This window comes from Rhodoferax ferrireducens (genome assembly GCF_049302455.1).
Taxonomy (GTDB): Bacteria; Pseudomonadota; Gammaproteobacteria; order Burkholderiales; family Burkholderiaceae_C; genus Rhodoferax; species Rhodoferax ferrireducens_B.
Genome location: NZ_JBAQMD010000083.1, coordinates 16,447 through 34,738, shown reverse-complemented (window position 1 = coordinate 34,738; position 18,292 = coordinate 16,447). Strand labels below are relative to the sequence as shown.

At 60.5% G+C, this 18,292-nt stretch carries 22 protein-coding genes; 18 read left to right on the top strand and 4 right to left on the bottom strand.

The annotated features are described in order from the left end of the window. Window positions 1-16 precede the first annotated feature (16 nt). Window positions 17-748, bottom strand: a complete 732-nt coding sequence (locus tag WA157_RS14530; protein ID WP_422621645.1) for a GNAT family N-acetyltransferase — start codon at window positions 746-748, stop codon at window positions 17-19. A gap of 312 nt (window positions 749-1,060) precedes the next feature. On the opposite strand from WA157_RS14530, the gene flhD reads away from it, so the two are divergent. The 11 genes from flhD to WA157_RS14475 all read left to right on the top strand — a co-directional run bounded on the left by flhD (window position 1,061) and on the right by WA157_RS14475 (window position 11,251). Next, a complete protein-coding gene (gene flhD, locus WA157_RS14525) occupies window positions 1,061-1,387 on the top strand; it encodes a flagellar transcriptional regulator FlhD (protein ID WP_011465963.1) in 327 nt (108 codons plus the stop codon). A gap of 12 nt (window positions 1,388-1,399) precedes the next feature. Then, the gene (gene flhC / locus WA157_RS14520) at window positions 1,400-1,945 is read left to right on the top strand and encodes a flagellar transcriptional regulator FlhC (RefSeq protein ID WP_011465964.1); all 546 of its coding nucleotides are present in this window, start codon (window positions 1,400-1,402) and stop codon (window positions 1,943-1,945) included. 149 nt (window positions 1,946-2,094) lie between these two features. Next, on the top strand, window positions 2,095-2,955 hold the full coding sequence (gene motA / locus WA157_RS14515; RefSeq protein WP_041790986.1) for a flagellar motor stator protein MotA: 861 nt from the start codon (window positions 2,095-2,097) through the stop codon (window positions 2,953-2,955). Window positions 2,956-2,972: 17 nt separating this feature from the next. Further along, a complete protein-coding gene (gene motB / locus WA157_RS14510; protein WP_422621644.1) occupies window positions 2,973-3,917 on the top strand; it encodes a flagellar motor protein MotB in 945 nt (314 codons plus the stop codon). Window positions 3,918-3,978: 61 nt separating this feature from the next. After that, on the top strand, window positions 3,979-4,368 hold the full coding sequence (gene cheY / locus WA157_RS14505; RefSeq protein WP_011465967.1) for a chemotaxis response regulator CheY: 390 nt from the start codon (window positions 3,979-3,981) through the stop codon (window positions 4,366-4,368). Between the two features lie 4 nt (window positions 4,369-4,372). Then, on the top strand, window positions 4,373-5,020 hold the full coding sequence (locus tag WA157_RS14500; RefSeq protein WP_422621643.1) for a protein phosphatase CheZ: 648 nt from the start codon (window positions 4,373-4,375) through the stop codon (window positions 5,018-5,020). A 95-nt stretch (window positions 5,021-5,115) separates the two neighbouring features. Then, window positions 5,116-6,273 carry an EscU/YscU/HrcU family type III secretion system export apparatus switch protein gene (locus WA157_RS14495; RefSeq protein ID WP_422621642.1) on the top strand — a complete coding sequence of 386 codons (1,158 nt, stop codon included), beginning with the start codon at window positions 5,116-5,118 and terminating at the stop codon, window positions 6,271-6,273. Then, window positions 6,270-8,351 (top strand): flagellar biosynthesis protein FlhA, encoded by a 2,082-nt coding sequence (gene flhA, locus WA157_RS14490; RefSeq protein WP_422621641.1) that lies wholly within the window; start codon window positions 6,270-6,272, stop codon window positions 8,349-8,351. The genes WA157_RS14495 and flhA overlap by 4 nt, the downstream gene beginning before the upstream one ends. Further along, window positions 8,348-9,787, top strand: a complete 1,440-nt coding sequence (gene flhF, locus WA157_RS14485; protein ID WP_422621640.1) for a flagellar biosynthesis protein FlhF — start codon at window positions 8,348-8,350, stop codon at window positions 9,785-9,787. Before flhA ends, flhF begins: the two co-directional genes overlap by 4 nt. Next, window positions 9,780-10,535, top strand: coding sequence for a hypothetical protein (locus WA157_RS14480; protein WP_422621639.1), 756 nt, complete (start codon window positions 9,780-9,782; stop codon window positions 10,533-10,535). The genes flhF and WA157_RS14480 overlap by 8 nt, the downstream gene beginning before the upstream one ends. Then, entirely contained in the window at window positions 10,535-11,251 is a 717-nt protein-coding gene (locus tag WA157_RS14475) for an RNA polymerase sigma factor FliA (protein ID WP_422621638.1), read from the top strand. Before WA157_RS14480 ends, WA157_RS14475 begins: the two co-directional genes overlap by 1 nt. Window positions 11,252-11,354: 103 nt before the next feature. On the opposite strand, the gene WA157_RS14470 is transcribed toward WA157_RS14475, so the two are convergent. The 3 genes from WA157_RS14470 to flgA all read right to left on the bottom strand — a co-directional run bounded on the left by WA157_RS14470 (window position 11,355) and on the right by flgA (window position 12,932). Beyond that, window positions 11,355-11,735 (bottom strand): hypothetical protein, encoded by a 381-nt coding sequence (locus WA157_RS14470; protein WP_422621637.1) that lies wholly within the window; start codon window positions 11,733-11,735, stop codon window positions 11,355-11,357. A gap of 33 nt (window positions 11,736-11,768) precedes the next feature. After that, window positions 11,769-12,095: a flagellar biosynthesis anti-sigma factor FlgM gene (flgM, locus tag WA157_RS14465; protein ID WP_422621636.1), complete on the bottom strand. Its 327-nt coding sequence runs from the start codon at window positions 12,093-12,095 to the stop codon at window positions 11,769-11,771. Window positions 12,096-12,191: 96 nt separating this feature from the next. Further along, the gene (gene flgA / locus WA157_RS14460; RefSeq protein ID WP_422621635.1) at window positions 12,192-12,932 is read right to left on the bottom strand and encodes a flagellar basal body P-ring formation chaperone FlgA; all 741 of its coding nucleotides are present in this window, start codon (window positions 12,930-12,932) and stop codon (window positions 12,192-12,194) included. A 181-nt stretch (window positions 12,933-13,113) separates the two neighbouring features. On the opposite strand from flgA, the gene flgB reads away from it, so the two are divergent. Genes flgB through WA157_RS14425 form a run of 7 tightly spaced genes read left to right on the top strand, consistent with a single transcriptional unit; the run spans window position 13,114 to window position 18,259 of the window. Then, window positions 13,114-13,566: a flagellar basal body rod protein FlgB gene (flgB, locus tag WA157_RS14455; RefSeq protein WP_422621634.1), complete on the top strand. Its 453-nt coding sequence runs from the start codon at window positions 13,114-13,116 to the stop codon at window positions 13,564-13,566. 27 nt (window positions 13,567-13,593) lie between these two features. Next, window positions 13,594-13,998: a flagellar basal body rod protein FlgC gene (flgC, locus tag WA157_RS14450; RefSeq protein WP_422621633.1), complete on the top strand. Its 405-nt coding sequence runs from the start codon at window positions 13,594-13,596 to the stop codon at window positions 13,996-13,998. A 21-nt stretch (window positions 13,999-14,019) separates the two neighbouring features. After that, a complete protein-coding gene (locus WA157_RS14445; RefSeq protein ID WP_422621632.1) occupies window positions 14,020-14,673 on the top strand; it encodes a flagellar hook assembly protein FlgD in 654 nt (217 codons plus the stop codon). 30 nt (window positions 14,674-14,703) lie between these two features. Further along, on the top strand, window positions 14,704-15,921 hold the full coding sequence (flgE, locus tag WA157_RS14440) for a flagellar hook protein FlgE (RefSeq protein ID WP_422621631.1): 1,218 nt from the start codon (window positions 14,704-14,706) through the stop codon (window positions 15,919-15,921). Between the two features lie 40 nt (window positions 15,922-15,961). After that, entirely contained in the window at window positions 15,962-16,702 is a 741-nt protein-coding gene (flgF, locus tag WA157_RS14435) for a flagellar basal-body rod protein FlgF (protein WP_422621630.1), read from the top strand. 34 nt (window positions 16,703-16,736) lie between these two features. Further along, window positions 16,737-17,519 carry a flagellar basal-body rod protein FlgG gene (gene flgG / locus WA157_RS14430; protein WP_422621629.1) on the top strand — a complete coding sequence of 261 codons (783 nt, stop codon included), beginning with the start codon at window positions 16,737-16,739 and terminating at the stop codon, window positions 17,517-17,519. 8 nt (window positions 17,520-17,527) lie between these two features. Further along, window positions 17,528-18,259, top strand: coding sequence for a flagellar basal body L-ring protein FlgH (locus tag WA157_RS14425; protein WP_422621628.1), 732 nt, complete (start codon window positions 17,528-17,530; stop codon window positions 18,257-18,259). Window positions 18,260-18,292: the final 33 nt, after the last annotated feature.

The following is an 18,292-nucleotide window of genomic DNA, read 5'->3' as shown; positions in this document are numbered from 1 at the left end:
ATGCGCCAAAACCACGTTATTTACGGCTGCTTCGCTGTGCGTCTGACACCGCGCTGCGGTGCGCCATCATCCCGCCCAGGGCGTCGCGAAACTGTTTCACCTGCACCTTGATACGGTAGTCGGTCAGGGCCAACTGCTCGGCAAGCAGCTCGGTCAAACGGGAGTCAAACGTGGCGGGCAGCAACAACAAATGAGCCTCGGATTCGGAGCCATCGCGCTCCACTGTAGCGCCGGCTTTACTGGCAATTCGCAGCATGGTGGTGTTCTCGCTCAGGGCGTGAATGAACATCCGGCCAATGCCGGCATTGCGGGCGTGCATCGCAGCCCGGTCAAACAGACGCCCGCCGTAGCCACGCCCGCGTGCCGATTTCAACACCGACACGCCAAACTCGGCGCAGTCACTCGGTTTGCCGTCAGCGCAAAAGGCCAGGTGTGCCATGGCAATCAGGTCCAGCCGACGGTTGTAAATGCCAAAGATTTCGTCCCGCTCAAAATCAAGGCTGTCGGCATAGCGCTGAATTTGCGCGTCATTGGCCGAAAAACCAAAACGCAGATAACGGTCATGCGGCTCAAGCGCCAGCAAGTGGCGGGCGATGCGCGCGCGGTGATTCGCCCCGAGCGAGCGGATCGGCACCATCAAAGGTGATGCCCGGCCAGCCGTCGGCGCAGTCTCACCCTCCATGGGCGAATACCACAGCGCCGGATCCCGGTCCGGCGGTGGGCTAACTCTTTCTTTTACTTCAGTCATGCGCTGCACTATAAGGGTTTTCCCTTAGACTTACCAATCCAAAGTCAAAATCAACCTTTTACTGATCTCCGTGTCGGCATTCATGCGTCCAGTTCAGCGCAGCTGTTTTGTCAACACCCTGGCGCCATTTTCTGCACCGTGGCGCCACCATCTAGTCGGCCTTTGACGCCTGATGTAAGAATTTCCCTTACAAGCCTGCGGCGCATCGCTGACAGCCCATACAGGCAGATGCCGATTCAAGTTCCTGGCGGCCCCGTTCAGAATCAACTCCATCGCGATCCCAAAGGGTTTCGCCCAACGCAGGAGCCGAACATGACTGACGAGCAACTCACCACTGAAATCCGCGAAGCCAACCTCACCTATCTGATGCTGGCGCAAAACGTGATTCGCAAAGACAAGGCCGAGGCGCTGTTTCGGCTGGGTGTATCCGAAGAGTCGGCAGATCTGATTGCCACCTTGTCGCCCGCGCAAATTTTGAAAATTGCCGCCAGCCCCATGCTGCTGTGCCGGTTTCGGGTTGACGACGATATGGTGTGGAGCCTGCTGACCAACCACACCGCAACCAAGGTCGACAACGACGCCACCACCAAACTGCACGCCAGCATTTTGATGGCCGGTCGTTTTGCCGAAGCGATGTAAGGAGCACCGACCATGGCCACCGCATCCACCAAAAGCGTTCTGAATGATTCCCGGCAAGTTGAGCGCGCTGTGGCGCTGATTCAACTCGGCGCCCGCCTGCAGGTGTTGGAGAGTGAAACCAGCCTGTCGTATGAGCGTTTGCTGCGTCTGTACAAGGAAGTGGCCGGACGGTCCCCCAGCAAAGGTCAACTGCCGTTTTCGACTGACTGGTTTCTCACCTGGCAGCCCAATATTCATGCCTCGCTGTTTTTGAACACTTATGAATACATGAGCAAAGTGAGCGAGTTGGACGACATTGACGCCGTCATGAAGGCCTATCGGCTCTATAGCGAGCAAATTGCCGCCTGCGGCGTCGAACCTCTGCTGTCCATCACGCGCGCCTGGCGGCTGGTCAAGTTCGTCAACAACAACATGTTGGCCATGACCAAATGCAGCAAGTGCGGTGGCCACTTTGTGACCGAGGCGTATGAAAATGCCCGCCATTTTGAATGCGGTCTGTGCACGCCCCCGGCACGTGCAGGCAAGAGCGCCAGCGTCGGCGGGATATTGCTGCACTGAACCACCCGATGCATAAGCACCGATGAAAGGGCGCCTTTAGCGCCCTTTTCTTTTTCTTGGCCCCCGCTTTTGTTCCTTAGAATGATTCAGCCCACGCTATAGTCAACGATCAACCCAAGACTGCAATTTCTCATTTTGACGCGATAAACATGATAGTTATTATTGGTTATGCAGTCTCCATGGGTTGCATTTTTGGGATGTACATCCTTCACGGTGGCAACATCGGGGTGATTCTCAAGGCCTTGCCGTTCGAGCTGGTCACGATTTTTGGGGGTGCGCTAGGGGCTTTTGCGGTCAACAACCAACCCAAGGTGTTGCGGGCCACTCTCAAACTGATTCCCCAGGCAGTCAAGGGCTCCAAGTACACCAAGGCGCGCTACCTGGAGTTGATGGCCTTGCTTTACGATATCCTGCAAAAGGCCCGCAAAGAGGGTTTGATGGCGATCGAAAAAGATGTCGAAGAGCCGCACGGTTCGGCAATTTTCAAAAAATATGCCACCGTGGGAAGTGACCACCATGTCGTGGAGTTCATGACCGATTACCTGCGCATGATGGTCTCGGGAAATCTGAACGCACATGAGATTGAGTCCTTGATGGACAGCGAGATTGACACTCACCATGCCGAAGCCCACGCCCCCGTTGCCGCCATTGCGCGCCTGGCAGGTGCCTTGCCGGCGTTCGGCATTGTGGCTGCGGTATTGGGCGTCGTGAACACCATGGGATCGGTCGGGCAGCCCCCGGCGGTGCTGGGCGGCATGATTGCCTCGGCCCTGGTTGGTACTTTTCTGGGCATTCTGCTGGCTTATGCCGTGGTCGAGCCCTTGGGCGGCGTGCTGGAACAAAAAATCGAAGACAGCGCCAAGGAGTTGCAGTGCATCAAGACCACGTTGCTGGCCAGCATGCAAGGCTACAACCCCGCGACCGCGATTGAATTTGGTCGCAAAGTTCTGTTTTCCACCGAACGCCCCACCTTCCTGGAGCTGGAGAGCTATGTCCGTGGAAAAAAATAGGCGCTCGCTAGGCTGCTATGGCCACTGACGGCAAAAAGCTGCAGCCGATCATCGTCAAGAAGATCAAAAAAGGCGGCCACGTCGTGCACGGCGGCGCCTGGAAGATTGCCTACGCCGACTTTGTGACAGCCATGATGGCGTTCTTCTTGCTGATGTGGCTGCTGGGCTCCACCTCGGAAGGCGATAAAAAAGGCCTGTCTGACTACTTTTCGGCGCCGCTGAAGGTCTCCATGCAGGGCGGCAGTGGCGCAGGTGGCAGCAATACCATTTTGCCCGGTGGCGGCGCTGACTTGACACAGAAAAGCGGACAAAACCGCCGCGGCGACGGCAGCGACCCCATTCAAAAGAGGATGGCGGCCAATGCCGTCAAGGCCGAAGTTGCCAAGCAAGACGCGAGGAAGCTGGCCGGCATCAGCGCCAAAATCAGCGCCCTCATTTCCGGCAACACAAAACTAGCCGAGTTCAGCAGGCAAATCAGACTGGAAACCACGGCCGATGGTCTGCAAATCCAGATTGTTGACGATCAAAAACGTCCGATGTTTGACAGCGGCAGCGCGGTGGTGAAACCCTATATGCGTGACATCTTGCGGGAAATCGGCGGTGCCCTGAACGGCGTTGAAAACAAAATCAGCCTGGACGGCCACACCGACAGTTCACCTTACAGCAGCGCCCAGCGTGGTTACAGCAACTGGGAGCTCTCGTCTGATCGAGCCAACGCGTCCCGGCGCGAACTCGTGGCCGCCGGCATGCCGGACGACAAACTGGCGCGGGTGGTTGGATTGGCGTCAAGCATTCTTCTGGATCCCGAGAACCCAACCGGCGCGGTGAACCGTAGAATCAGCATCACCGTGATGACGCGTGAAGCCGAAGAGCGGCTGATGGGCACGGGGCGCCCGCCGGTTAGCTCCGGCCCGGACCCGCAAGCGGCGCCAGTCAAAACACCAACCAGCCCATCGCAGTGAGACATCATGATTGAGCATCTACTATTAACTGTACGGACAAACGCCATTGAAAGGGTGACCCATGGCAAATGAGCTTCGATTTTTGGTTGTTGACGACTTCTCCACCATGCGGCGGATCGTGCGCAACCTGCTCAAGGAAAGCGGCTATACCGAGGGCGATGAGGCCGAGGATGGCGTGGTGGCGCTGCAAAAATTGCGCAACAGCAATTTTGACTTTGTCGTCAGCGACATCAACATGCCCAATATGAATGGTTTTCAACTGCTGTCTGAAATCAAGAAAGACGAGAAGCTCAAACATATTCCGGTGCTCATGGTGACGGCAGAAGCGCGCAAGGAAGACATCGTGCTGGCCGCGCAGTCGGGCGCTGCGGGCTACATCGTCAAACCGTTTACCAAGGCCACTCTGGAAGACAAAGTCAGCCTTATTCTCACCAAGCTGGGACTGAAGTAACACCATGCATAGCACCACGACACACCCTGGCGCAAGCTCCTTATTGCCGGCCGACATTCATCAATCCATCGGCGTTCTGACGCGTCAATTGCATGACGCGCTCAATGGGCTGGGTCTGACCGACAAGGTCAAGGGCTGGGCCGGGGAAATACCCGATGCAAAAAGTCGCCTCTCCTACATTGCACGCCTCACCGGTGAAGCCGCCGAAAAGGTGCTGAACCGGGTGGACATGGCCAAGGCGCAACACGATCACATCGCCGCGGAGACCCGACGTATTGGCACCTTGATCGTGAAAGACCCGGTGGGCGCCGTGGCCAAGGGTCATGTGATGAATTTTTTGACCGATGTTGAACAGTCCACCCAGCAGATTGACCAGCACCTGACCGAAATCATGATGGCACAGGACTTTCACGACCTGACCGGCCAGGTGATTGCCAAGGTCGTCACTCTGGTTGCCAACGTGGAAGAACAGTTGGTTCAATTGCTGATCCAGACCGCCCCGGCGGATGCAGTGGTCAAGGCGCCGACCCATGTTGCAGCAACCGAACTCAAACCAGTTCTGGAAGGGCCGGTTGTCTGCCCTGAAGGCAATCCTGACGTGGTGAAGGGCCAGTCTGAAGTTGATGACTTGTTAGCCAGCCTGGGCTTCTAAAATTTGCCTGAAGTGGCGGGTTAAACCCCTTCTTATTACCCTTTAGTTAGGGATTCGCGTCGCGACAATGGTGGGAACTCAACAGCCTCCCCGCCATGGAACCAAGCAGTCAGGACCGCAATTTACCCGCCTCTGAGCGCAAGCTGCAAAAGGCGCGGGACGACGGGCAGGTCAGCCGCTCACGGGATCTGGGGCATTTGGCGGTATTGGGTACCGGCGCCCTGAGCCTGATGGCGCTGGCACCCCTGATGTTTGACCGGCTCAGGGTGCTGCTGCGCCAGCAACTCTCGTTTGACGCGCTGGCGGTCAGCAACCCCACCACCATGATCACCCGCATGCAGGACATGGCCACGGCCGGGCTGATCGGTTGTGTGATTTTTGCCGCCATCACGACCGTGGCGGTGCTGCTCAGCAGCATCGCGACCGGTGGCTGGGTGAGCAGCCTGAAACCCATCACGCCGGACTTCAGCCGCCTCAATCCTTTGACGGGCCTGGGGCGCATGTTCACCAAGGAAAAGTTCACTGAAGTGCTCAAGATGAGCTTTGTCGCCGCCATGCTGATCGCTCTGGGCACCACGTATTTGAACTCCACCATGCACGCATTGGCGATGCTGGTTTTGCAACCCTCCCGCGCGGCCCTTCCCATGCTGACGGAGTGGCTGACTTCGGGGATGGCTTTGTTGCTGCTGGTGATTTTGCTGGTGGCGATGGTCGATGTGCCGTTGCAGGGTTTCTTGCACAAGTCCCGGATGAAGATGTCACATCAGGAAATGAAGCAGGAACACAAGGAGTCAGACGGCAACCCGCAAATGAAAGGCAAGCTGCGCCAGCGGCAACGCGAGATTTCCCAGGGCAACAGTGTCGGTGCGGTGCCCAAAGCCGACTTCGTGCTGATGAACCCAACCCACTTTGCGGTGGCCATCAAATACGACGATAAAACCATGCGTGCGCCCCAGGTCGTCTCCAAAGGCGCCGACCTGCTGGCGATGAAGATCCGCGACATCGCCAAAAATAACGCCATTCCAGTGCTGCAGTCGCCGATGCTGGCGCGCGCGCTGTATGCCCATGCCGAGCTGGACCAGGACATTCCGGCCAGCCTGTACACCGCGGTGGCTCAGGTGCTGGCCTATATTTACCGGCTCAAAGCCGCTCTGCGCGGCGACGGCCCGATGCCGGGCGAGGCACCGCAACCGTTTGTACCGCCCGAGCTTGATCCCCTGTCCAAGGTCGTGGCCAACACGAGCGCAGCATGAACACCCAACTCAAGGTCTTCCAGCAATGGTTTGGCGGTAATTCAGCCCTGATCAAGGGCGCGGCAGCGCCGATGCTGGTGGTGGCGATTCTGGCCATGATGGTGTTGCCGCTACCCCCGTGGCTGCTCGACACTTTTTTCACCATCAATATCTCGGTGGCGCTGATGGTGATGATGGTGGCGGCCTACATGATTCGCCCGCTCGACTTCGCCGCGTTTCCTGCGGTGCTGCTGCTGACCACGTTGATGCGCCTGTCCCTCAACGTGGCATCCACCCGCGTCGTGCTGCTGGAAGGCCACAGCGGACCGGGCGCCGCCGGCGCGGTGATTGAAGCCTTCGGGCACTTTTTGATCGGCGGCAATTTCGCTGTCGGTTTGATCGTTTTCTCGATTCTCGTGGTGATCAATTTTGTCGTGGTGACCAAGGGTGCGGAGCGTATCGCCGAGGTGTCGGCGCGCTTTGCACTGGACGCCATGCCCGGCAAGCAGATGGCGGTGGACGCCGACTTGAATGCGGGCCTGATCAATGAAGAAGAGGCCAAACGGCGCCGCGCCGAGGTGTCGGAGGAAGCGGACTTTTTTGGTTCGATGGACGGAGCCTCCAAGTTCGTGCGCGGCGACGCGGTGGCCGGCATTCTGATTCTGCTGATCAATATTTTTGGCGGCTTTATGGTGGGTGTCCTGCAACACGGCTTGACGGCCGGGCAAGCCGCCGACACCTACATCCTGCTGGCTGTCGGCGACGCGCTGGTGGCGCAGATTCCAGGCCTGTTGATCTCGGTGGCGGCGGCGATGGTGGTGTCACGCGTCGGCAAGGACCATGACCTGGGCCGTCAGATCGTTGACCAAATGTTCATTTCGCCCCGCGTGCTGGGCATTACCGCAGCCATCATGGGCATTTTGGGTCTGATTCCCGGCATGCCGCACGTGGTCTTCATCGGTATCGCGCTGGTGCTGGGCTACGGCGCCTGGGAACTGGCCCACAAACCCTTGCCGCCGGACCCGGCCGCAACGGCACCGGTGGTGGCGTCCGACGGCGAAGCCTCCTGGGACGACTTGCAACCGGTGGACCAGTTGGGCCTTGAGTTGGGTTACCGGCTGATCGCACTGGTGGATAAAACGCGCCAGGGCGACTTGCTGACCCGCATCAAGGGCGTGCGGCGCAAATTTGCCCAGGAGGTCGGATTCTTGCCGCCGCCGGTGCATGTGCGCGACAACCTGGAACTCAAACCCAGCGGCTATCGCATCACCTTGCGCGGCGTGATTGCGGGCGAAGGCGAAGCGTTTCCCGGCATGTACCTGGCCATCAACCCGGGCGGCATCACGACGCCCCTGATCGGCACCGCCACGACGGACCCGGCCTTTGGTTTGCCGGCGCACTGGATTGACGAACAACAGAAAGAAGCCGCGCAAATGGCCGGCTTTACCGTGGTTGATTCCGAGACTGTGATGGCCACGCATTTGTCACACTTGATGCAGGTTCAGGCCTCCAAATTACTGAGCCGCACCGAAACCCAGCAACTGGTTGAACACGTGAGCAAACTGGCCCCGAAACTGATTGAAGAAGTGGTCCCCAAAATGGTCCCGATCGCTGTGTTCCAGAAAGTCCTGCAACTGCTGCTCGACGAGTCGGTGCACATCCGCGATATTCGCACCATCATTGAGTCCCTCGCCGAACACGCGGGCAGCGTGACCGACCCGGCGGAGCTGGCACGGCGGGTGCGCATCGCCTTGTCGCCCGCCATCGTGCAGCAAATTTATGGCCCGGCGCGTGAACTCAATGTGATTGCCATTGATCCGCCCCTTGAGCGGCTGTTGGTGCAGGCGCTGGGCAACACCGCCGGACCCGCGCTCGACCCCGGTGTGGCCGACATCTTTTCCCGCAACGCGGCTGCCGTCGCCCTCAAACAGGAAGAAATCGGCATTCCAGCTTGCTTGCTGGTGCCCGATCAAATTCGCAGCGCGATCTCCCGTCTGGTACGACGCGTTGCACCCCGGCTTCAGGTCCTCGCGCACAGCGAAATTCCAGAGTCCCACACCATCCGCATCGGTCCGATTCTTAAAGGTGCCTCATCATGAATATTCAACGCTTTAATGCACCCACGGCGCGCGAGGCGCTGGCCAAGGCCCGTCACGCTTTTGGGGACGGCACGCTGATTCTGTCGAATCGCCCCACCGCCACCGGCGTCGAAGTGGTTGCCACCGGCGAAGAGACCCTGTCGGCACTGGATACCCCGGAATCTTTTGCCGATCGAAGCAAGGACCAGCCCGCGCTGCGTCGCGCGACGCTCCCCAGCGTGCCCGAGACCAGCACCCCGGTGGAAGAAGACGCCACCCAACTGGCAATGAGCACCTTGTCGTTTCAGGACTATGTACGCGAGCGCATGCTGCGCCGCCGCCACGAATCCATGACCGGCCCAACAGCGGCAGCGGGTCAAGAGGCAGCGCCAGAGCGCGCGCCCAAAGCGGCTGCACTACCGAGTCCACGGCAAATCGAGATTCAGCCGCCGATCAAAGTAACGGCCGTTCCCAAGCCCGCCCCGGTGCTGGCCGCGCCCCACGCGCCCGCCCTGTCGCAAGGCATTGTGAACGAGTTGCACGCCATGAAGGCCCTGATTGAAGACCGCTTCAACACCCTGACCTGGCTGGGCCAGGCGCGCCAGAGCCCGATTCAGTCGAACTTGATGCTCAAGCTGATCCGCGCCGGTTATTCACCCACGCTGGCGCGCACCATTCTGGAGCGCATGCCCGAAGAGATGGGTGCCACCGACTCGGTGCGCTGGGTCATGGATATCCTGGAACGCAACCTGAAAACCGACGTCGCGACTCGCCCTATCCATGAAGAGGGCGGCACTTTTGCGCTGGTCGGCGCCACCGGTGTTGGCAAGACCACCACCGCCGCCAAATTGGCCGGTCTGTGTGCCCGCACCCATGGCCCCGCCAGCGTCGGGCTCATCACGCTCGATACCTACCGGGTGGGAGCCCACGAGCAGCTGCGCGCTTTTGGCCGCATGCTGGGCGTGGTGGCCCATCTCGCGCATGACCGCGCCGCGCTGCAAGACCTGCTGAACTTGCTGGGCAACAAAAAAATGGTTCTGATCGACACCACCGGCCTGGCGCCGAACGATCCACGCAAACGCGGCATGCTCGACGTGCTGGACTTGCCGGGCGTGAACCGCTTGCTGGTCCTGAACGCGGGCGGGCACGGCGACTCGCTCGATGATGTGGTCTCTTCTTTCAAATCCACCGGCGCGCAGCAGGCGGTGCTGTCCAAAACCGACGAAGCGGCCAAACTCGGGCCGGCACTCGATGCGATCATTCGCCACCAGTTGGTCCTGCGCGGCGTCACCATGGGCCAAAAAGTGCCCGAGGACTGGGAGGCAGCCGATGCTGCCAAGCTGGTCCGCCAGTCCATGCGCTCGCCGGCCAAGTCGGCGTTCGACCCGAAACCGGCGGACCTGGACTTCTTCTTTACCCCGGCCAGCGCCTCGCAAGCAGGACGGCTTGATGCTTGACATGGGCGTCAACCAGGGAGCCGGGCTGCACCGCATTGCCTTGCAGGCGGCGCCCCGCGTCATGGCCGTGGCCAGCCATGGCCAGCAGCAGGGCGAACTGCCCCTGCTGTGGAGTCTGTGCGCCACCTTGGTTGATCTTGGGCACTCGGTTGCGGTGCTGGACGCCACCACGGTTGAATCAGCCGACAACCCTGGGCTGGCGCAACTGCTCGAAGATGCCCAGCTGCAGGGTGACGAGAACAGTGCGCCCTTGTCCTGGTCGGTGATCCCTGCCGCAATGGGCTTGGCGCAGCTTTGCCAACCAATGGCGCGCCCGGGCGGGCCGCTGGCGCCGCTGAGTGAATTGTTTCAGCGCTTTGGCGTCGTTGTCATCTATGCCCAGGCCGGGCTTTTGGCTGATTTGTTGCCCGACAGCGGTATTGAGCCTTTGCTGACCGTGGCCCCTGTGAAAATGTCGGCTGTCACCGCTTACCAGGCGCTCAAGCAGATGTTGCTAAACACCAGACTAAGACCTACCATGGCCGCTATTGTGGGTGAGCCCAGCTTGAACAACGCTGCGGCCAGCCACTCGCCGGTCACCAATTTGCAGCACTGCGCCATGACCTTCCTGGGCTACCGGCTTGACGCCTTGGCCGTGCGGGCCCTGCAGCCGGCCGAGTGCCGGTCTGACGACATGTACCGACTGGCCTTGCGACTGCTGGAAAACGCCATGCCGCTGCACCGTCACCAATTTATGGGGAGTCATTGATGTACACCGCCAAGGGGCAATTGGACCGCAACGCCATGATCCGGCAGTACCAGCCGCTGGTACGGCGCCTGGCCCACCACATGATGGCCAAATTGCCGGCCAACGTCGAAGTCGATGATCTGATCCAGGTCGGCCTGATCGGCTTGTCAGAGGCCTTGACCCGCTACGAGGCCGCGCAGGGTGTTCAATTTGAAACCTTTGCCACGCAGCGCATTCGCGGCGCCATGCTCGACGAGCTGCGCGGCAACGACTGGATGTCGCGCGGCTCGCGCAAGAGCCAGAAAGATATCGAACAGGCGCTGCGTCGGCTGGAGCACAAGCTCGGTCGCACACCGCTGGAGAGTGAAATCGCCGCCGACCTGGGCTTGAGTCTGGTCGACTACCAGACGCTGCTGGGCAAAGTGCGAGGCACCCAACTGGTGTACCTGGAGGACATGGCGCGTGGCAACGACGAGGAAGACAGTTTTCTGGATCGCCACGTCGGTGACAGCGACGCCGACCCGATGAACATGCTGCGCGACCAGCGCTTGCGCCAGGCACTGGTGGCTGCCATCAAGAACCTGCCCGAGCGCGAGCAGTTCATCATGAGCATGTACTACGAGCAGGACATGAATCTGAAAGAGATCGCGGCCGTGCTGGATGTCACCGAATCGCGCATTTGCCAGCTGCACAGCCAGTCGATCGCGCGCTTGCGCGCCAAGATGCGGGCTCATTGAGGCCCCTAAATACTATTATATTTATAGCTATATGCGCTTATTCCACGGGGGCTAGAGCCCGATTTGGCATATATTTCCCGCGCACGGAAAAATACCGGGGCGCTCAGGCTGCCAGGTACTTGAAGGCGCCTGTTTGACGGCCCAGGCTGGCATAGGGTCCGACCGTTTGCGCATAGGTGGCATGGGGAGCGGTGGGCATCACCGTATCCAGAGCCATCTCCACCAGGGCGGTGCGCCGCAGCAGACTCTCGCGCTGGAGCACCAGACCATTCGAAATCTGCGTCAGGCGTGGTTTCAGGTCCTTGTGCTGGACATCGTCCGGGGTCAGACGCTGCAGCAAGGCCGAAAAATCAATCGCAGCCTGCCGCAAGACCGCACTGGCGCTTGTGAGTGCCAGCGGCTCACCACTGACCAGGGCGGCTGACACAGCATTGAAATGAAGTTCAACGTCAGTCAGCGCTTTTTCCAGGTGAGCAGGCAACATCATTCGGACTGTAAAAAATAAAGGGATTCGGACTCAGCTCGTGGTGCGCTTCAACATTTCCTGGGCATTGGCCAGCAATTTGTCGGCAATCGCCTCCGCGTTCACCACAAAAGTGCCCTGCTCGATGGCGGAACGTACTTGAGCCACCTTTTTGACGTCAATCACGGACGCTTCACCGGCCTTGTCAGCGCCGAGCGAACGCGCCAGGGTGGACACCGTCACCGCCACGCCTGCCGACTGGGCATTTTTGGCTGCGGTGGCTGTGGCAGTCGCGGCGGGGCTCTGACCGCTCTTGGGCGGAGCCGGCGTTGCGTTGCTGCTGACCGGGATCGGATTATCTGAAGGTTGACCTATTTTCATGATGCTCTCCAAAACTACTGCAAATGTAGCCTCGTATGCTCACTATCGGCGTAATTCGGTCGAGCTTTAGCCCTGATTGCGCACGATTGAAAAGTCTCATATTTCCAGCCTGACGGTACGGCTGTCCAGAACCTCGCCGGACATCACATGCCCGTTGCCCATTTTGACCCGGGCCGGCTGCCCCACCACACCGGCCGACAAGGCTTGCCCGTCCGACGTGATCTCAAAGCCCGCTCCCTGCACCTGCACCCGAATCTGGGCTCCGGCCCGAAACACCTGGGCCGGTCGGATCATGCCCTGGCGCAAGGCCTGGCCGCTGGTCAACGCCCGGTTCGCCACCTGCCCCAGCCATTGATCCGGGTTGCTGATGATGGCTTCGCGCTGCTCGGCCCAGTCGACCTCCGCCTCCATCACATCGTCCTGCGTCAAGGCGGCGCCAGCGCTCACCTGGCCCTTGACGACCCAAGCCTGGCCATACGCCTTGATGGTCACCGGCAAAAACACATTCCACTTGGCACTGCCCTCCAGACAGCGCAGACCCAGGCGGGTCTTGCCCCACAGGCGGGTCCCCGGCGGCAGATAAGGCTCCACCCGGGCGCATGGCGCCAGCCGCAGCCGACTGTCGAGTTCGCCCACCGTGATCTCCATGCGCAGCGGCGAGCTGCCCGACGGGAGGTTGCCCGCCACCGCTTTGTCCAGCCATTGCTGCGTGCTGTCCATGAACTCAGGCCGCACACCATCGGCCTGGGCCAGCGCACCCACGGTGAAAAAGACGGCGCCCGCCAGCGCCGCGGTCTGCAGCAGACAACGGGTCGAATTTAGAAATTGCTTGAACATGGCAGCCCTCCTGAGCGTTTGTTTGACTATAGGCAGCACCGGCCGGGACAAAACAGGCAAGTGGCGGCTATTTACCTTGTTATTTGAAGTTTAGAAAACCAAAGTACTTTCCATAATCGCTTCACGTCGAACCCACTGGCTGATGGCGGTGGCAGCAGATAACTGAAAGTTGAGGTGTTTCATGATCACAAATATGACCAGCGGTTTGGACTTCCAGGCGAAGGCCCTGGTGTTGCGCGCCGAGCGCCAGCGTGTGATTGCCAGCAACATTGCCAATGCCGACACACCCGGCTATGTGGCACGCGACCTCAATTTCAAGGACGCCATGCTGCAGGCCACCGGCGCCGACAGCAGTTCCGGCTTGCGCACCGGCAACAGCAACTCTCAAGGCGGCGGCGCCAACGGCATGACGCACCCCGCTCACATTGCGCTGTCGGGCGGCGCCGGCGGTAGCCTGGGCGGATCGTCCCACTTGGCCTACACCGTGCAAAGCCAACCCAGCCTGGACGGCAACAGTGTGGATCTAGACCGTGAGCGCGCCAATTTCACCGACAACGCCGTGCGTTACGAGGCCACCCTGCGTTTTATCAACGGCCAGTCCAAGACGCTGCTCAGCGCCATTCAGGGTCAGTAAACGGCACCTTGCCTGCGGAGATTTCCCATGTCCATGTTTTCCATCTTCAATGTGTCGGGCAGCGCCATCAGCGCCCAGTCCCAGCGCCTCAACGTAGTCGCCAGCAATCTGGCCAATGCCGACGCCGTGGCCGGCCCCGACGGCCAGGGCTACAAAGGTCGGCAAGTGGTGTTCGAGACCGTCCCGATGGGCTCGGACGCCTCGGCCGGCGTGCGCGTCAGTAGCGTCAGCGAAAGCAATGATCCGCTGCGCAAAGTGCACAACCCCAGCCACCCGTCGGCTGACGCCGATGGGTATGTGACGCAATCGAACGTGAACCCCATCGAAGAAATGGTCAACATGATTTCAGCGTCGCGCTCGTACCAGAACAACGTCGAAGTCATGAACACCGCCAAGACACTGCTGCTCAAAACCCTGCAAATGGGTCAGTAATATTACCAAAAGGTCCTCACCATGCTTTCCGCCACTTCCTCCGCCACCAGCGCGACGAACACCACGTCGTCCACCAGCACCACGGCGGCCAGCGATGCCAACGCGTCGCAAGACCGCTTTCTGAAACTGCTGGTGGCGCAGCTCAACAATCAGGATCCGATGAATCCGATGGACAACGCGCAAATGACCAGTCAAATGGCGCAGATCAACACCGTCACCGGCATTCAGCAGGTCAATGAAACACTCAAAAGCATGGCGGCGCAGTTCACTTCGCTGCAGGTGCTGCAGGGCGCTTCCATGGTCGGCCATAACGTGCTGGTTGAAAGCAACACCTTGACCCGCAACGCCGGGGTGGCCAGCGGCGCGCTTGATTTGGACGGCAAAGCCGATGCGGTCAAAGTGGAAATCCTGTCGCCAGGCGGTCAGGTGCTCGACACCCTCAACCTGGGCGCGCTGGGCGCGGGCCGGCATTCGTTTGACTGGGATGCCGCCAGCTATCAGGGCACCGGCGAGCCCAGCTTCAAGGTCACCGCCACACTGGGGGGCAAAGCCGTCACCAACACCGCACTGGCGCGCGACACGGTGCTGTCCGTGGGTAGCGACAACGGTGCCATGACGGTCCAGCTGCAGGGGCGCGCCGCCGTGGCCTACAGCAGCGTCAAGGCCATTCTTTGACCAACAGAACTTCATTGAAGAGGAAAAATCATGTCATTTCAAACCGGACTCTCAGGACTCAATGCCTCCAGCCGCAGCCTGGATGTCATCGGCAACAACATTGCCAATGCCAACACCACGGGCATGAAATCATCACGCGCCGAATTCGGCGACCTGGTGGCATCTTCCCTTAGTACGGGGGGCACCGGTGGTGGCGCCGGCATCGGCGTGGCGGTGGGCTCCATCTCCCAACAGTTTTCACAGGGCAACATCAACATCACCGGCAACGATCTTGATGTGGCCATCAACGGCGGCGGCTTCTTCCAGTTGGCCCTGCCCGATGGCTCGGCCGCTTACACGCGCGACGGCTCGTTCAAGCTCGATGCCAACGGCTATATCAAGACCAACAGTGGCGCCAACGTATTGGGTTATCCCACCGACAAAACCGGCAAGACAACCAGCGTCAAGCCTGAAATATTGCAGCTCCCCACCAGCGCGCCAATTGCCGCCAGCGCGACCACGGCCATCTCCGCCGAACTCAATTTGGATGCGCGCGCCCCGATCGCCTCCTCTGTCATACCACCCACACCAAGAAGCACCTACGGCACCTCCTTGACCGCCTATGACTCGCAAGGCGTGACGCTGCCGGTCAACCTCTATTTCAGCAAGGTAACGCCCACCACGGCAGGAACGGACGAGTGGGCGGTTTACGATTCGCCCACGGGCGCCTCCGTGGGGTCGCTGGTATTTGACGCCAGTGGCGCACTGCAAAGCTCGACCATGGGCTCGTTGACCCTGACCCCCGCACCACCGAGCATCGTGCCCGCCTTTCCGGTCACGGTGGACGTGAGCAAAGTGACGCAGTTCGGCGCTGCCTTCGCGGTGTCCAACCTGACCCAGGACGGCTATGCGCCGGGCGAACTCACCGGGTTGAAAATCGGCGAAAACGGGCAAATCACGGCACGCTATTCCAATGGCCAGACCCAGATCGCAGGTCAATTGTCATTGGCCGATTTCCGCAATGTGCAAGGGCTATCGCCCATCGGCGGCAACAGCTGGGTTGCAAGCTATACCTCAGGAGACCCCGTGTTGGGCTCGCCTGGCGTCGGCAAATTTGGCGCCCTGCGCTCAGGTGCCCTGGAAGAATCGAACGTCGATCTGACGGCCGAGCTGGTCAATATGATGACCGCGCAGCGCGCCTATCAGGCCAACGCCCAGACCATCAAGACGCAGGATCAGGTGATGTCAACCCTGGTCAACCTGCGCTGACGGCAACTGGCCGTCAAGCCCTTACTGAACAGGAGCCGCCATGGACCGTCTGATTTACACCGCGATGTCGGGCGCCAACGCCGCTGCCCATCGGCAGGCGGTGCTGTCGAACAATCTTGCCAACGTCTCCACCAATGGTTTTCGGGCCGAGCTGTCGACCTTTCGCGCCGTACCGGTACGCGGCGACGGCGCCAGTACCCGCGTCATGGCGATCGAAGCGACCGCCGGTTACGTTGATACACCCGGTTCGGCGCAGCGCACCGGGCGCGGCCTGGACGCCATGACCACGGGCAACGCCTGGTTTGCCGTGCAGGGTCTGGACGGAACCGAGTCTTACACGCGCAGCGGTTCTTTTGAGGTCTCCCCCGACGGCACGCTGGTCACCAACAGCGGCCTGACGGTCCTGGGCGACGGCGGCGCTCCCATCAGCATCCCCACCGGTGCCGAAGTCACCATTGGTTTTGACGGCAACCTGAGTGCCAAGGTCGGCAACCAGCCGCCCACCGGGGTGGGCCGCCTCAAACTCGTGACCCCGGGCGCCGATGACCCCTTGAAGCGCAGCGAAGATGGCCTGTTTCGGGCCACATCCGGCGAACCCCTGCCCAACGACACCAACGCCCGCGTGCAGGTGGGCTCGCTGGAGGGCTCCAACGTCAACGCAATCGAAGCCATGGTCGGCATGATCCAGACCGCACGCCAGTTTGAAACCCAAATGCGCCTGCTGCAAACCGCCGAATCGAATGACCGCTCGGCGGCCCAACTGCTGGGCCTGCAGGGCTAGGCCCCTTCACATTTATTGAGCCAAGGACAGCATCATGATCAACTCCCTGTGGATATCCAAGACCGGCATGGAAGCCCAGCAAATGCAGCTGGATGTCATCTCCAACAACCTGGCCAACGTGTCAACCAACGGCTTCAAACGCGCCAGCGCTGTGTTTGAGGACCTGATGTACCAGAACCTGCGTCAGGTGGGCTCCAACAGCTCCGAGCAATCACAACTGCCGACCGGTCTGCAGGTGGGCCTGGGGGTGCGCACGGTGGCCACCAGCCGCTCGTTCGCGCAGGGCAATTTGCAGCAGTCGGGCAACAAGCTGGACGTCGCAATTCAGGGCAACGGTTTCTTTCAGGTCACCATGCCCGACGGCACCACCAATTACACGCGTGATGGCTCATTCCAGGTCGATTCGGCGGGGCAACTGGTCACCGCGACCGGGCTGCCCATTGCCAATGGCGTCACGGTGCCGGCCAATGCCACCAGCATCGCCATTGCGGGCGATGGCACGGTCACCGCGCAGATTCCGGGCACACCCACGCCGCAAGGCATTGGCAGCATCAGTCTGGCCAGCTTTGTCAATCCGGCCGGTCTGGACCCCAAGGGGCAAAACCTGTACGCCGAGAGCACGGCGTCGGGCCAACCCAACAGCGGCACGCCGGGCGCCGACGGCATGGGCGCGTTGATGCAGGGTTATGTGGAAACCTCCAACGTCAACGTGGTGCAGGAGCTGGTGACGATGATCCAGACGCAGCGCGCTTACGAGATGAACTCCAAGGCGATCCAGACCTCGGACCAGATGCTGCAAAAGCTGGGGCAGTTGTGAGGCACCGCATGAACATGACTCAGCGCACTATCCGCCTGCGCGAGCGGGCCCGCACCCTGTGGAGCGGCGCTCTGACACTGGCTCTTGGCTTGACTCTGTCAGCCTGTGGCTCCCTGCCACAACCCGTGAACGTCGACTTTGTCCAGGCGGATACGGTCCCCCCCATGGCCGCTGCACCCACCGCCAGCCAGGCGGCAAGCGGCAGCCTGTTTCAAAAAGTGAGCTACCGCCCCTCTTTTGAAGACCCCCGCGCCCGGATGATCGGCGACGTGGTCACGATCAGGATCGTGGAAAACGTGGCCGCCAGCCAGGTCTCGAAGTCAACCGCCAATCGCACCACGTCTGGCGCTGCCAGCATTTCCGCCTTCCCCTTGGTATCACCCGCCGATCTGCTGAATCTGAAGGCCGGGGTCGGCACCTCATCGGCCAATGACTTTTCCGGCAAAGGCGGCACCGAGAGCGCCAACACCTTTACCGGCACCATTACCGCGACGGTGGTCAGAGTGTTGCCCAACGGGCATTTGGTCGTCGCTGGCGACAAGCAGATCGGGGTCAACCAGAATGTGGATGTGATGCGCTTCTCGGGCACCATCGACCCGCACCTGATACAACCGGGCAACCTGATCAACTCAAGCCAGGTCGCCAACGCCCGCATCGAATCCAAGGGCCGCGGCGCGCAGGCCGAAGCGCAAACAGTTGGCTGGTTAACACGGTTCTTTTTCAGCTTTCTCCCCTTCTAAAGCTGATGAGAATAGTGCCGAGGGGTCAACATC

Excerpts from the sequence above, each read along its gene's own strand:
- WA157_RS14425 (WP_422621628.1), top strand. The coding sequence starts at position 17,528 with ATGAACATGACTCAGCGCACTATCCGCCTGCGCGAGCGGGCCCGCACC.
- WA157_RS14475 (WP_422621638.1), top strand. The coding sequence starts at position 10,535 with ATGTACACCGCCAAGGGGCAATTGGACCGCAACGCCATGATCCGGCAG.
- flgA (WP_422621635.1), bottom strand. The coding sequence starts at position 12,932 with ATGTTCAAGCAATTTCTAAATTCGACCCGTTGTCTGCTGCAGACCGCG.
- flgF (WP_422621630.1), top strand. The coding sequence starts at position 15,962 with ATGGACCGTCTGATTTACACCGCGATGTCGGGCGCCAACGCCGCTGCC.
- WA157_RS14470 (WP_422621637.1), bottom strand. The coding sequence starts at position 11,735 with ATGTTGCCTGCTCACCTGGAAAAAGCGCTGACTGACGTTGAACTTCAT.
- flgB (WP_422621634.1), top strand. The coding sequence starts at position 13,114 with ATGATCACAAATATGACCAGCGGTTTGGACTTCCAGGCGAAGGCCCTG.
- flgE (WP_422621631.1), top strand. The coding sequence starts at position 14,704 with ATGTCATTTCAAACCGGACTCTCAGGACTCAATGCCTCCAGCCGCAGC.
- flgC (WP_422621633.1), top strand. The coding sequence starts at position 13,594 with ATGTCCATGTTTTCCATCTTCAATGTGTCGGGCAGCGCCATCAGCGCC.
- flhF (WP_422621640.1), top strand. The coding sequence starts at position 8,348 with ATGAATATTCAACGCTTTAATGCACCCACGGCGCGCGAGGCGCTGGCC.
- WA157_RS14445 (WP_422621632.1), top strand. The coding sequence starts at position 14,020 with ATGCTTTCCGCCACTTCCTCCGCCACCAGCGCGACGAACACCACGTCG.
- WA157_RS14530 (WP_422621645.1), bottom strand. The coding sequence starts at position 748 with ATGACTGAAGTAAAAGAAAGAGTTAGCCCACCGCCGGACCGGGATCCG.
- flgG (WP_422621629.1), top strand. The coding sequence starts at position 16,737 with ATGATCAACTCCCTGTGGATATCCAAGACCGGCATGGAAGCCCAGCAA.
- flgM (WP_422621636.1), bottom strand. The coding sequence starts at position 12,095 with ATGAAAATAGGTCAACCTTCAGATAATCCGATCCCGGTCAGCAGCAAC.
- flhD (WP_011465963.1), top strand. The coding sequence starts at position 1,061 with ATGACTGACGAGCAACTCACCACTGAAATCCGCGAAGCCAACCTCACC.
- flhC (WP_011465964.1), top strand. The coding sequence starts at position 1,400 with ATGGCCACCGCATCCACCAAAAGCGTTCTGAATGATTCCCGGCAAGTT.
- motB (WP_422621644.1), top strand. The coding sequence starts at position 2,973 with ATGGCCACTGACGGCAAAAAGCTGCAGCCGATCATCGTCAAGAAGATC.
- WA157_RS14500 (WP_422621643.1), top strand. The coding sequence starts at position 4,373 with ATGCATAGCACCACGACACACCCTGGCGCAAGCTCCTTATTGCCGGCC.
- flhA (WP_422621641.1), top strand. The coding sequence starts at position 6,270 with ATGAACACCCAACTCAAGGTCTTCCAGCAATGGTTTGGCGGTAATTCA.
- WA157_RS14495 (WP_422621642.1), top strand. The coding sequence starts at position 5,116 with ATGGAACCAAGCAGTCAGGACCGCAATTTACCCGCCTCTGAGCGCAAG.
- cheY (WP_011465967.1), top strand. The coding sequence starts at position 3,979 with ATGGCAAATGAGCTTCGATTTTTGGTTGTTGACGACTTCTCCACCATG.
- WA157_RS14480 (WP_422621639.1), top strand. The coding sequence starts at position 9,780 with ATGCTTGACATGGGCGTCAACCAGGGAGCCGGGCTGCACCGCATTGCC.
- motA (WP_041790986.1), top strand. The coding sequence starts at position 2,095 with ATGATAGTTATTATTGGTTATGCAGTCTCCATGGGTTGCATTTTTGGG.